The sequence below is a fragment of the Enterobacter sp. Res13-Sevr-PEC09-46 genome (assembly GCF_015672585.1).
In the GTDB taxonomy this organism is placed as follows: Bacteria; Pseudomonadota; Gammaproteobacteria; order Enterobacterales; family Enterobacteriaceae; genus Enterobacter; species Enterobacter hormaechei_C.
The window spans coordinates 74404-87493 of the sequence record NZ_JADABR010000030.1; the positions used below are offsets into that span (position 1 = coordinate 74404).

The following is a 13090-nucleotide window of genomic DNA, read 5'->3' on the forward strand; positions in this document are numbered from 1 at the left end:
GCTTTTCGCCGGGTGGCGGCTTCGCCTTACCCGGCCTACGGTTTAAGCGGTTGTATTTTTGGCTGCGCTTTTCTTCTTTTTGAACGGTTTCTTCGCCCCGCCGCCCGGGGCGACCATTCCCCGGAATCGCTTCACTGGCGTACTGCGCGCCTGGTCAATCAGCTGATAAAGCGTCCCTACCAGCGGCTGCATAAAGTCCTGATAACGGCACTGCTTTTCGCTGATCTGCGTCAGCACCGACTCCCAGTGCGCGGTCATGTCCGGCCTGGCGGCCAGCTCCGGCAGCGAATGAATTAGCGCCCGGCCCGGTTCTGTTGAATGGATGTAACGTCCCTTTTTCTCCAGGAAGCCGCGCTTAAAGAGCAGTTCGATGATCCCCGCGCGGGTCGCCTCCGTCCCCAGACCGTCGGTGGCGCGCAGGATCTTCTTCAGATCTTTATCCTGCACAAAACGGGCGATGCCGGTCATGGCCGACAGCAGCGTCGCGTCGGTGAAATGGCGCGGCGGCTGGGTTTGTCGTTCAACCACTTCGCCCTTCTCGCACAGCAGTTCGTCGCCTTTGGCCACGACCGGCAGCGGCGTGCCGTCGTTCTCTTCGTCACGCTCTTTGTTGCCGAGCAGCGTGCGCCAGCCCGCTTCCGCGAGGAAACGCGCTTTGGCGATAAATTTGCCTTTGGCAATCTCCAGTTCAATAACGCACTTGCGGAACACCGCGTCCGGGCAGAACTGCATCAGATACTGACGTGCGATCAGGTTATAGACCTTTGCTTCGTTGTCGGTCAGGTTGACGTTGCTGGTGCGCGCCGTCGGGATTATCGCGTGGTGAGCATCGACTTTTTTATCGTCCCAGCAGCGGTTATGGGTATCCGGGTTTACCGCCGGTTGCGGCAACAGATCCGGCGCATGGACGCCAATGGCATTCATCACCGAGTGGCGTCCGGCGAAGTGTTCTTCCGGCAGATAGCGGCTGTCCGAACGCGGATAGGTGATCAGCTTGTGGGTTTCGTAGAGCTTCTGGCAGATATCGAGCACGTTCTGCGCGCTAAGACCAAAGCGCTTAGCCGCCTCAATCTGCAACGCCGAAAGGGAGAACGGCAGCGGTGCGGGCTCCGTTTCCCGTTTGTCGTTATAGCTGGTGACGATTGCGGGCTGGCCGGTAATGCGGTTGACCACGTGCTCCGCCAGCGGGCGATGCAGCAGCCGTCCCTCTTCGTCCTGATATGACTCACAGGCATCGCTTGGCTGCCAGACGGCGGTAAAGCGTTCGTCTTTCGGCGTGACGATATGCGCTTTGACTTCGAAGAAGTCTTTGGCGACGAAATTTTCGATCTCTTCGTCGCGACGCACCACCAGCCCCAGCACCGGTGTCTGGACACGACCGACGGAGAGTACGCCCTGATAACCCGCGTTGCGCCCGAGAATGGTGTAGGCGCGGGTCATGTTGATCCCGTACAGCCAGTCCGCACGGGCACGCGCCAGCGCGGAGACACACAGGGGAATAAATTCGCTGTTGGCGCGCAGGCGTGAAATGGCCCGCTCTACCGCCTGAGGGTTGAGGTCGTTGATCAGGCAGCGCTGCACCTGCTGGCGCTTTTCCGGCGCCAGCTCCAGGTAGTCCAGCACTTCATCGACCAGCAGTTGCCCTTCCCTGTCCGGGTCACCCGCGTGGACCACTTCCGTCGCCTCATGCAGGAAGCGCTTAATGACGTTGAGCTGTTTGGTGACGGAAGGACGCGGTTGGAGACGCCACTTTTCCGGCACAATCGGCAGATCGTTGAGATTCCAGCGGGCGTAGCGGCTGTCGTAGACATCCGGCTGCGCCTGTTCAAGCAGGTGACCGATACACCAGGTGACCACCTGCCCGTTACCGCATTCGATAAAGCCGTCTCCTTTGCGATGCGGCCTGGGCAGCACATCGGCGATGGCACGCGCCAGACTCGGCTTTTCGGCAATAAACAACCGCATCGAATTAACGGATCTCAATCATCGGGCGACCACCGCGGGCGGTCACCAGCTCACCAATGGCCGTCAGGGTGATGCCAAACTCGGCAGCCGTCGCCTGAACGTCAGCTTCAGCTTCCGGCGTCACCGCCAGCAGCAGGCCGCCGGAGGTTTGCGGATCGCACAGCAGGTTACGCCACGCTTCCGGCATTTCGCCCATTAAATGGCCGTAGCTGGCGAAGTTGCGCTGCGTCCCGCCCGGCACTGCGCCCTGAGCAATGTACTCTTCCACGCCCGGCAGCTTAGGCACATCCTGATACCAGACCTGCGCCTGCACGCCCGCGCCCTGACAGACTTCAGAGAGGTGCCCCAGCAGACCAAAACCGGTCACGTCGGTCATGGCCTTCACGCCGTCGATATTGGCGAATGCCGCACCGGCGAGGTTCATCTGGCACATCACTTCCGTTGCCAGACCGATATGCTCGGGCTTCAGCAGGGATTTCTTCTCGGCAGTGGTCAGTACGCCAATGCCCAGCGGCTTAGTGAGGAACAGCTTGCAGCCCGCCTGCGCCGTGCTGTTGCGCTTCACGCGCTCGGTCGGCACCACGCCGGTGACGGCCAGGCCGAAGATCGGCTCCGGCGCATCGATAGAGTGACCACCGGCCAGGGCAATACCCGCCTGCTGGCAGGCAAAGCGTCCGCCTTCGATCACGTCGCGGGCAATCTCCGGCGGGAGGGTGTTAATCGGCCAGCCCAAAATGGCGATCGCCATAATCGGTTTACCGCCCATCGCAAAGATATCGCTGATGGCGTTGGTGGCCGCAATGCGCCCGAAGTCGAACGGGTTGTCGACAATCGGCATAAAGAAGTCAGTAGTGCTGATAATGCTGGTGCCGTTACCCAGGTCATAAACCGCTGCATCGTCACGCGTTTCGTTACCGACAAGCAGGTTCGGGTCGACAAACTTCGCCTGCTCACTGTGCAGGATGGTCTCCAGCACTTTGGGGGAAATTTTACAACCGCAACCGGCTCCGTGGCTGTATTGCGTTAAACGAATGGTTTGCTCGCTCATGGACGTCTCCTGTCATCTCAATCGCGCTATGGTAGCGCTCATTCCATAAAGAGGTAAGTATGACTGTCTGAATTCTGCGGCGGATGCTCAGAATCCAGACAGTTTAGCGCGGGTGATTAAAAACGGCTGACGAAAGGCGTGGTGTCCGGCACGCTAATGGTGCTGGAAGCTTTAAGCTGCGGGGTGCCAAGATAGAGGAAGCCGACAATTTTATCGTGCTCACCACAGGCAAAGCCATCACGCACGACCGAACTCTCGGTCAGCGGTCCGGTGCGCCAGATGCCATTAAAGCCCTGCGCGACGGCGGCCATCTGCATTGCCATTACCGCGCAACCGGCAGACATCTCCTGCTCCCAGACCGGCACTTTATGATCGGCCTGACATTTTGCGACTACCGCGATGATCATCGGCGCACGGAACGGCGCGTTGCGGGCTTTATCAATCCCCTTCTCATCCTGGCCTGCGGCAACAGCCCCCTGCTCCAGCAGCTGGCTGAAGCGGTCGCGCCCTTCGCCTTCAATAATAAAGAAGTGCCACGGCTGCAATGTGCCATGGTCCGGCGCACGCATTCCGGCACGCAGAATGTTTTCCAGCTGCTCGCCGACGGGTGCCGGTTCGGCCAGGCGGGAAGCGCTACGACGGTTAACAAGCAGTTCAAGTGCGTCCATTGGTTAACTCCTTTCATGAAATTTACTCACAAAATTAACACGACAGCAGAATTTGTTACAGCGTGGCAGGCGATTCCTGCTGACAAGTGGCGGTTGGGTCATTACGATAACCGCACATTACCGTCCCGTGGCGACGGAAACAGTCCTTTTCTGGTTAGGGAGAATACATGCGAACCCTTTGGCGAATCTTTGCCGGTTTCTTTAAATGGACGTGGCGACTGCTCAACTTCGTCCGCAACCTGGTGATGAACATCTTCTTCATCTTCCTGGTCCTGGTATGCGCAGGTATCTGGATGCATATCAGCAACGCAAACCAGTCGCAGCATTCGACGCGCGGCGCGCTGTTACTCGATATCACCGGGGTGATTGTTGATAAGCCATCGACCAGCAACCGTCTGGGCGTGATTGGCCGCCAGCTGTTCGGCGCAACGTCAGACCGTCTTCAGGAAAACTCCCTGTTTGATATTGTCGACACCATTCGTCAGGCCAAAGACGACCGTAACATTACCGGTATCGTGCTGGACCTGAAAGATTTTGCCGGGGCCGATCAGCCGTCAATGCAGTACATCGGCAAAGCGCTGCGCGAATTCCGCGACAGCGGTAAGCCGGTTATTGCCATTGGCGACAGCTACACCCAGGGGCAATATTATCTGGCGAGCTTTGCCAATAAGATCTGGCTTTCGCCACAGGGCACGGTCGATCTGCATGGCTTCGCCACTAACGGTTTGTACTACAAATCGCTGCTCGACAAGCTGAAGGTCACCACCCACGTCTTCCGCGTCGGGACCTATAAATCCGCCGTGGAGCCGTTTATCCGCGATGATATGTCCCCTGCCGCCCGTGAAGCGGACAGCCGCTGGATTGGCGAGCTGTGGCAGAACTACCTCGGCACCATTGCCGCTAACCGTCAGATTACCGCTGAGCAAGTCTTCCCGGGCGCGCGCGGCGTGCTGGACGGCCTGCGCAAGGTGGACGGCGATACAGCGAAATACGCGCTTGATAACAAACTGGTCGATCAGCTGGGTTCCAGCGCTGAAATTGAAAAAGCGCTGACCAAACAGTTCGGCTGGAGTAAAGAGGATAAAAACTACAGCGCCATCAGCATGTATGACTACGCCGCGAAAAAGCCGGACGACAGCGGTGACAGCATCGCCGTGGTGTTTGCTAACGGGGCCATTATGGATGGCGAAGAAACGCCGGGGAACGTCGGCGGGGACACCACCGCGTCGCAGATCCGCGATGCGCGCCTGGATCCGAAAGTGAAGGCGATTGTCCTGCGGGTGAACAGCCCTGGCGGCAGCGTCAGCGCCTCTGAAGTGATCCGTGCTGAACTGGCCGCCGCGCGCGCCGCGGGCAAGCCGGTAGTGGTCTCGATGGGCGGCATGGCGGCTTCCGGGGGCTACTGGATCTCGACGCCAGCCAACTACATTGTGGCTAACCCAAGCACGCTGACCGGCTCGATTGGCATCTTCGGCGTGATCAACACCGTAGAGAACAGCCTGGATTATCTCGGCGTCCACACCGACGGCGTCTCCACCTCGCCGCTGGCGGACGTGTCCGTTACCAAATCCCTGCCGCCTGAGGTGTCTGAGATGATGCAGCTCAGCATTGAGAGTGGCTATAAACGTTTCATCACGCTTGTTGCGGACTCCCGTAAAAAGACGCCCGATCAGATTGACCAGATCGCTCAGGGCCACGTCTGGACCGGCCAGGACGCGAAGAGCAACGGCCTGGTAGACAGCCTGGGTGACTTCGACGACGCCGTGAAGAAAGCGGCGGAGCTGGCGAAGCTCAAGCAGTGGCACGTGGACTATTATCAGGACGAACCAACGTTCTTCGATATGGTCATGGACAGCATGTCCGGCTCCGTTCGTGCCATGCTGCCGGACGCGCTTCAGGCTTATCTGCCGGCGCCGGTGGCGACCGCGGCGAAAGCCATGAGAGCAGAGAGCGACAAGCTCGCAGCCTTTAATGATCCACAAAGCCGCTACGCGTTTTGCCTGACCTGTGCGAACGTGCGTTAAAAACCGTCCCCTCTTCCCGTGAAGAGGGGATTTTTTCTTTTGAAGAACAAGAACTCATTACCATGCAGAAGAAATCAATTTATGTCGCCTATACCGGCGGTACCATCGGTATGCAGCGCTCAGAAAATGGCTATATCCCGGTTTCCGGCCACTTACAGCGCCAGCTGGCGCTGATGCCTGAATTCCACCGTCCGGAAATGCCGGACTTTACCATCCACGAATATGAGCCGCTGATGGACTCCTCCGACATGACGCCGGAAGACTGGCAGCATATTGCGGACGATATTAAAGCCCATTACGACCAGTACGACGGCTTCGTGATCCTGCACGGCACCGACACCATGGCGTTCACCGCCTCGGCGCTCTCCTTCATGCTGGAGAACCTGAGCAAGCCCGTCATCGTGACCGGCTCGCAGATCCCGCTGGCGGAACTGCGTTCAGACGGGCAGATCAACCTGCTTAACTCCCTGTACGTGGCCGCTAATTACCCGATCAACGAGGTAACGCTGTTCTTCAACAACCGGCTGTACCGCGGGAACCGTACCACTAAAGCGCACGCCGATGGCTTTGACGCTTTTGCCTCACCTAACCTGCAACCGCTGCTGGAAGCGGGGATCCATATCCGTCGTCTGGGCACGCCGCCCGCGCCAAATACCGCAGGCGAACTGATCGTTCACCCGATCACCCCGCAGCCGATCGGCGTGGTGACGATTTATCCGGGTATTTCCGCCGACGTGGTGCGCAACTTCCTGCGCCAGCCGGTGAAGGCGCTGATCCTGCGCTCCTATGGTGTGGGTAACGCCCCGCAGAACGGTGAATTCCTGAAAGAGCTTCAGGAGGCGAGCGATCGCGGGATTGTGGTGGTCAACCTCACCCAGTGTATGTCCGGCAAAGTCAATATGGGCGGCTACGCCACCGGTAATGCCCTGGCGCACGCTGGCGTGATCAGTGGTTTCGATATGACCGTTGAGGCAACGCTGACTAAACTTCACTATTTACTGAGTCAGGATCTGGATATTGATTCCATTCGCCGCGCCATGATGCAAAACCTGCGCGGTGAACTGACGCCGGACGAATAAGGAGGTCCCATGAAGCAACGCGCCCTGTTACTGGTCGATTTGCAAAATGATTTCTGTGCGGGCGGTGCGCTGGCCGTTGCGGAAGGCGACAGCACCGTAGACGTCGCGAATTCGCTGATTGAGTGGTGTAAAGCTCGTGGTGAAGCGGTGGTGGCGAGTCAGGACTGGCATCCGGCAAACCACGGCAGCTTTGCCAGCCAGCACAACGTTGAGCCTTACAGCCAGGGCGAACTGGACGGGCTGGCGCAAACCTTCTGGCCCGATCACTGCGTGCAGCAGACGGAAGGCGCTGAGCTGCACCCGCTGCTGAACCAGAAGGCCATCGACGCGGTGTTCCACAAAGGTGAAAACCCAACTATCGACAGCTACAGCGCGTTCTTTGATAACGGTCACCGCCAGAAGACGGCGCTGGACGCATGGTTACGCCACCATGAGATCACCGAGCTGATTGTGCTGGGCCTGGCGACGGATTACTGCGTGAAGTTCACCGTGTTGGATGCGCTCCAGTTGGGCTATACCGTGAATGTCATCACCGACGGCTGTCGCGGGGTGAATATTCAGCCGCATGACAGCGCTCAGGCGTTTATGGATATGGCCGCAGAAGGCGCAACGCTGTATACGCTGGCTGACTGGATGGAGACGCAAGCGTAAGCTTTTTTAGCCGGGTGGCGGCTGCGCCTTACCCGGCCTACTTTCTCTGGTTATGTAGGCCGGGTAAGGCGCAGCCGCCACCCGGCATTTCTTCCCCAATCCCCATAAAGTGAACTCCCTCGCATCACAAGCGAAACGGCGATGCTATTCTCTTCAGGCTGTTTTTTCGCCACGCCTTTTCTGTGGCGTGGTTATTTTTATTCAGTCAAAGAGGAAATTATATGAAACGTTTGCCCTTGCTGGCAGCATTACCCTTGCTTTGCGCGTCACTGGCTTCCGCCGCGCCCCTGATGTCCGTGGGTTACTTCAATGGCGGTGGCGATGTTACCGCCGGACCGGGTGGCGATATTAATAAACTCGACGTCCGCCAGCTCACCCACCTCAACTACTCGTTTGGTCTGGTCTATAACAACGAGAAAGACGAAACCAACGCCGCGCTGAAAGATCCGGCAAAACTGCATCAAATCTGGTTATCACCTAAGGTGGCATCCGATCTGGCGTTACTTCCTCAGCTTCGTAAACAAAACCCGAACCTGAAAGTCCTGCTTTCCGTTGGCGGCTGGGGCGCGCGTGGTTTTTCTGGCGCAGCGGCAACCAAAGAGAGTCGCGCGGTATTTATTCGCTCCGCGCAGGAGATCGTCAGTAAATACGGCCTGGACGGGATCGACCTGGACTGGGAATATCCGGTCAACGGCGCGTGGGGACTGGTCGAGAGCACCCCTGCCGACCGGGATAATTTCACCGCGCTGTTAAAAGAGATGCGTGACGCGTTCGGTAAGAAAAAGCTGGTCACGATTGCGGTGGGCGCGAATGCGGAAAGTCCGAAAAGCTGGGTGGATGTGAAAGCCATTGCCCCCCTGCTCGATTACATCAACCTGATGACCTACGACATGGCGTACGGTACTCAGTATTTTAACGCGAATCTGTATGACTCCAGCGCCTGGCCAACGGTGGCTGCCGCAGACAAGTACAGCGTCGATTTTGTGGTGAATAACTATCTGGCCGCCGGGCTGAAGCCGCAGCAGATGAACCTCGGAATTGGTTTCTATGGGCGCGTGCCGAAGCGCGCCGTTGAACCGGGTATCGACTGGAGCAAATCGGACGCGCAGAACAATCCGGTGACGCAGCCCTACTTCGGGCCGCAGGAACTGGGCCTGTTCAAATCGCTTGGCTATGATCTGACCAAAGATACCTATGTGAAATACAACGATATCGTCCGCAAGCTGCTGAACGATCCGCAGAAACGCTTTACCGAGCACTGGGACGAACAGGCGAAGGTGCCGTGGCTGTCGGTGAAATCCGCCGACGGGAAGGCGCTGTTTGCGATTTCCTATGAGAACCCGCGCTCCGTGGCGATCAAAGCGGATTACATTAAGGAGAAAGGTCTGGCTGGCGCCATGTTCTGGGAGTACGGTGCTGACGACGAAAACCAGCTCGCGAAACAGCTGGCGGAGTCGCTTGGGATCCCGCACTAAGATGTAGTGTGCCGGGTGGCGCTAGCGCTTACCCGGCCTACATGGGAGCTTTATTTGAAGGTCGCAATCGGCTTCGGCGCGATGCCGAACTCTTCTTTCAGCTCGCGCTTGCTTTTCATGACCATCTGACCGTTAGTGTCGATGGTCATGTGCTGGGCGTCGGTATTGTGACGCGCCTGCCACAGCATCACCAGCTGCAAACTGTTCTCTTTTTGCTCAGGTGTGAGCGCCACACCGTCCGGCCATTTTCCCAGCTCAACGGCCGTTACCAGACGCTGATAAACCTCCGGGGTCATACCTGCAATCATGTCATCAATATTCATGATCTCTCCCTTTCAAAGGAATAATTTGCTGAATCGTTTTTTCAACCCTTGGTATGGTCGCCGTTTTCATCATCGGTAAAGCTCATGGAAGCCGAATTTACACAGAAACGCTCCCCCGTCGGCTGCGGGCCATCCGGGAAGACATGCCCGAGATGGGCGTCACAGTTCCCGCAGCGAATTTCGGTGCGCACCATGCCGTGCGAGGTGTCCGTCAGGTAGCGGATCGCATCATCGCTGACAGGCTCGTAAAAGCTCGGCCAGCCGCAGCCAGAATCGTACTTCGTCTGGGAGTTAAACAGCGGTGCATCACACACCAGGCAGTGGTAGACGCCTTCCCGTTTATTGTGCAGCAAACGCCCGGAAAACGGCGGTTCTGTGCCGTGATTTTGCGTCACGTAAAACTGCATCTCTGTAAGGTTTTTTTTCAAATCGTCGGGGTTACGTTGGTTCGACATATGCTTACATCTCGCTGTTGAAACAGACATCTTTTAACCCAGATTCTAACAAAACATTAACACCCGCGCGTGCACTTTTGTTCTAAACTTATGTGTCGCGAAAAGGCGGTCAGGCAATTGTGATCAATTTCACATTTTAATCCTGCGAGGCCTTTAAAATTCCGGGCGCAGCCCCCATGTGGTTGCTAGCTCAAAGGGAAAGTGAGGCGAGTCAGTCGCACAAACGTTAGTCACAGGATTGATTTGTCGCAATGATTGACACGATTCCGCTTGACGCTGCGTAAGGTTTTTGTAATTTTACAGGCAACCTTTTATTCACTAACAAATAGCTGGTGGAATATATGACTATCAAAGTAGGTATCAACGGTTTTGGCCGTATCGGCCGTATTGTTTTCCGTGCTGCTCAGAAACGTTCTGACATCGAAATCGTTGGTATCAACGATCTCCTGGACGCTGAATACATGGCGTACATGCTGAAGTACGACTCAACTCACGGTCGTTTCGACGGCACCGTTGAAGTGAAAGACGGCCACCTGGTTGTTAATGGCAAAACCATCCGCGTTACTGCTGAGAAAGACCCAGCTAACCTGAAATGGAACGAAATCGGTGTTGACGTTGTAGCTGAAGCTACCGGTATCTTCCTGACCGACGAAACTGCACGTAAACACATCACTGCGGGTGCGAAGAAAGTTGTTCTGACTGGTCCTTCCAAAGACAACACCCCAATGTTCGTTCGCGGTGCAAACTTCGAAACTTACGCTGGCCAGGACATCGTTTCCAACGCATCCTGCACCACCAACTGCCTGGCACCGCTGGCTAAAGTTATCAACGACAACTTCGGCATCATCGAAGGTCTGATGACTACCGTTCACGCAACCACCGCTACTCAGAAAACCGTTGATGGCCCGTCTCACAAAGACTGGCGCGGCGGCCGTGGCGCGGCTCAGAACATCATCCCATCTTCTACCGGTGCTGCTAAAGCAGTAGGTAAAGTACTGCCAGAACTGAATGGCAAACTGACTGGTATGGCGTTCCGCGTTCCAACTCCTAACGTATCCGTTGTTGACCTGACCGTTCGTCTGGAAAAAGCTGCTTCTTATGAAGAAATTAAGAAAGCAATCAAAGCTGCTTCCGAAGGCCCAATGAAAGGCGTTCTGGGTTACACCGAAGACGACGTTGTATCTACCGATTTCAACGGCGAAGTGTGCACTTCCGTGTTCGATGCTAAAGCAGGTATCGCACTGAACGACAACTTCGTGAAACTGGTTTCCTGGTACGACAACGAAACTGGCTACTCTAACAAAGTACTGGACCTGATCGCTCACATCTCCAAATAAGTTGAGATGAGTGCTTGATCCTAAAAGGCGACTTCGGTCGCCTTTTTTATTGTTTTTAGACAGAGGATTGCTTAATGATTAATAAAATTTTTGCACTTCCGGTAGTCGAACAACTTAACCCTGTGCTCTCCCGCCGTCAGATCGACGGTGCTGATATCATCGTTGTTGATCATCCGCGCGTTAAAGCCTCCGTAGCACTCAATGGCGCCCATCTGCTCTCCTGGAAACCAGAAGGTGAAGAAGAAGGCCTGTGGCTGAGCGAGGCCACCTCGTTCAAAAAAGGGGCGGCGATCCGCGGCGGCGTACCGATCTGCTGGCCATGGTTTGGCCCGTCAGCGCAGCAGGGTTTACCCTCACACGGTTTCGCCCGTAACCAGCAGTGGACGCTGAAAGCCCACAACGAAGATGAAAACGGTGCGGTGTTGACCTTTGAACTCCAGGCGAATGATGAAACGCGCGCCCTGTGGCCACATGAGTTCACCCTGTATGCCCGCTTCAAGCTGGGTAAAACCTGCGAAATTGAACTGGAAGCGCACGGCGAATTCGAAACAACGTCCGCCCTGCACACCTATTTCAACGTAGGCGACATTCAGGCCGTTAAGGTGAGCGGACTTGGCGATACCTTTATCGACAAAGTGGATAACGCGAAAGAAGGCAAGCTGGACGACGGCGTGCAGACTTTCCCGGATCGTACCGACCGCGTGTATCTGCACCCGGAAGCCTGTAGCGTCATCCACGACAGCGCGCTGAACCGCGGTATTGATGTGGTTCATCACCACCACAGCAACGTGGTGGGCTGGAACCCGGGCCCTGCCCTTTCCGTCAGCATGGCGGATATCCCGGATGACGGTTACAAGACCTTCGTGTGTGTGGAAACCGCGTGCGTGACCGCGCCGCAGAAAACCAGCGAAGAAAAACCGTCCCGCTTAGGCCAGACGATCAAGATTGTGAAGCGCTAATATTGTTCAGGCATCATAAAAAAACAAACGGGGCGCTAGCGCCCCGTTTTAATGCATCACGTTCTGGTCAGAACTTGTAGGTCACACCCACGGAGAAGATGCCAGACCAGGACTTGTCGACCATCGGGCTGTCTTTCACTTCATCGCTCAGACGAATGTAACGGCCAGTACCGTACACATTCCAGTCACCGAGGAAGTTATACGAGGCGGTGAGTTCCAGGTACGGGTCCCAGCCATCATCCGCGCTGTAGCTCTTCAGACCACTGCGGCGAGACTCCGCTTTAGACACGCCATAGTAGTAGTCGTTGTAATTCTCGCTGCTGTACTGCACACCGATACCCGGCGTCAGCGTCACTGCGCCGTTGGTATAGCGATAAAGCCACGCTAGATCCCAGATGAAGCCGTTGCTGTTGTCCAGGGTATCGCCCGCCAGCGCAGTGCGCAGGAAGCCATACTCGGTATTATGGACGTAAGAAAGCCCCGCCATCAGTGAGCTTCTGCGTTTGTCCAGCTGACGAAGCGCATTGCTGTCGCTGTCGCCTGGTTTAAAGTGCGTTGGATCGTAATAGGCCATGATGGAGAGCTTATCGGCCGTATCGTTCCACAGATAGTAGCCACCGCCCAACCCACGGAACCAGAAGTTATCGCCTTCATAGGTGACAACGGGGACAGGATAAACGTCGCGGTCATACTGCTTGTACGGGCTGTTAATCACGCCAGCACCCGCGCCAACAGTCCACTGGCTCTCAGCCTGTACGGTGCTCGCTGCGGTAGCGGCAAGGATGCCCAATGCCAGAAGTTTGAGTTTGGTCACAATCCATTCTTTCCTGTAGTCAAATAATCAGCGGGTGAAGTGTAACCGCCATTCCCGTACATCCCAAAATTTTTTGCGCGCTAATCCGTTTGATTAACCCGTTATTTTTCATTTTTCAGATGACATCCCGCTTTCATTTATGTGACCGATAAATGAAAAACCCACTTTTCGCTTATAACCGCAGTGGAAATTTTTGGATGAGTTATTGATATGTCATTGAAAGTAGATTTTATCCGTATGCAAGTTTTGCAATTGCCATCTACGCTTTAATTTAAGAAGAGGTTTTGCTGAA

The 13090-nt window shown here is 56.0% G+C and carries 12 protein-coding genes; 6 read left to right on the forward strand and 6 right to left on the reverse strand.

Annotated features, from left to right (window positions below; genetic code table 11):
• Positions 1 to 42: 42 nt before the first annotated feature.
• From IMQ56_RS18740 to IMQ56_RS18750, 3 genes are all read right to left on the reverse strand, one after another.
• Positions 43 to 1965 carry a DNA topoisomerase III gene (locus IMQ56_RS18740; RefSeq protein WP_017384681.1) on the reverse strand — a complete coding sequence of 641 codons (1923 nt, stop codon included), beginning with the start codon at positions 1963 to 1965 and terminating at the stop codon, positions 43 to 45.
• 4 nt (positions 1966 to 1969) lie between these two features.
• Positions 1970 to 3013: a selenide, water dikinase SelD gene (selD, locus tag IMQ56_RS18745; RefSeq protein WP_017384682.1), complete on the reverse strand. Its 1044-nt coding sequence runs from the start codon at positions 3011 to 3013 to the stop codon at positions 1970 to 1972.
• A gap of 116 nt (positions 3014 to 3129) precedes the next feature.
• Positions 3130 to 3681 carry an NAD(P)H nitroreductase gene (locus IMQ56_RS18750; protein ID WP_058652891.1) on the reverse strand — a complete coding sequence of 184 codons (552 nt, stop codon included), beginning with the start codon at positions 3679 to 3681 and terminating at the stop codon, positions 3130 to 3132.
• 167 nt (positions 3682 to 3848) lie between these two features.
• Here IMQ56_RS18750 and sppA point away from each other — a divergent pair, with 167 nt between their 5' ends.
• The 4 genes from sppA (at position 3849) to IMQ56_RS18770 (ending at position 8910) form a co-directional block, all read left to right on the forward strand.
• Entirely contained in the window at positions 3849 to 5705 is a 1857-nt protein-coding gene (gene sppA / locus IMQ56_RS18755; protein WP_045141479.1) for a signal peptide peptidase SppA, read from the forward strand.
• A gap of 62 nt (positions 5706 to 5767) precedes the next feature.
• Entirely contained in the window at positions 5768 to 6784 is a 1017-nt protein-coding gene (ansA, locus tag IMQ56_RS18760; RefSeq protein WP_023303507.1) for an asparaginase, read from the forward strand.
• 9 nt (positions 6785 to 6793) lie between these two features.
• Positions 6794 to 7435 (forward strand): bifunctional nicotinamidase/pyrazinamidase, encoded by a 642-nt coding sequence (pncA, locus tag IMQ56_RS18765; RefSeq protein WP_017384686.1) that lies wholly within the window; start codon positions 6794 to 6796, stop codon positions 7433 to 7435.
• 221 nt (positions 7436 to 7656) lie between these two features.
• Complete coding sequence (locus IMQ56_RS18770) at positions 7657 to 8910, forward strand: glycoside hydrolase family 18 protein (protein WP_196063646.1); 1254 nt, start codon at positions 7657 to 7659, stop codon at positions 8908 to 8910.
• 50 nt (positions 8911 to 8960) lie between these two features.
• Here the strand turns inward: IMQ56_RS18770 and IMQ56_RS18775 are convergent, their stop codons facing one another.
• Both IMQ56_RS18775 and msrB read right to left on the reverse strand, forming a co-directional pair.
• Positions 8961 to 9233: a YeaC family protein gene (locus IMQ56_RS18775; protein ID WP_017384688.1), complete on the reverse strand. Its 273-nt coding sequence runs from the start codon at positions 9231 to 9233 to the stop codon at positions 8961 to 8963.
• A gap of 41 nt (positions 9234 to 9274) precedes the next feature.
• Positions 9275 to 9688 carry a peptide-methionine (R)-S-oxide reductase MsrB gene (gene msrB, locus IMQ56_RS18780; RefSeq protein ID WP_017384689.1) on the reverse strand — a complete coding sequence of 138 codons (414 nt, stop codon included), beginning with the start codon at positions 9686 to 9688 and terminating at the stop codon, positions 9275 to 9277.
• A gap of 341 nt (positions 9689 to 10029) precedes the next feature.
• On the opposite strand from msrB, the gene gapA reads away from it, so the two are divergent.
• The gene (gene gapA / locus IMQ56_RS18785; RefSeq protein ID WP_006809136.1) at positions 10030 to 11025 is read left to right on the forward strand and encodes a glyceraldehyde-3-phosphate dehydrogenase; all 996 of its coding nucleotides are present in this window, start codon (positions 10030 to 10032) and stop codon (positions 11023 to 11025) included.
• A gap of 74 nt (positions 11026 to 11099) precedes the next feature.
• Entirely contained in the window at positions 11100 to 11984 is an 885-nt protein-coding gene (locus IMQ56_RS18790) for a D-hexose-6-phosphate mutarotase (RefSeq protein WP_110292881.1), read from the forward strand.
• 67 nt (positions 11985 to 12051) lie between these two features.
• Here IMQ56_RS18790 and IMQ56_RS18795 read toward each other — a convergent pair whose 3' ends face one another.
• Positions 12052 to 12798 (reverse strand): MipA/OmpV family protein, encoded by a 747-nt coding sequence (locus tag IMQ56_RS18795; RefSeq protein WP_017384691.1) that lies wholly within the window; start codon positions 12796 to 12798, stop codon positions 12052 to 12054.
• Positions 12799 to 13090 lie beyond the last annotated feature (292 nt).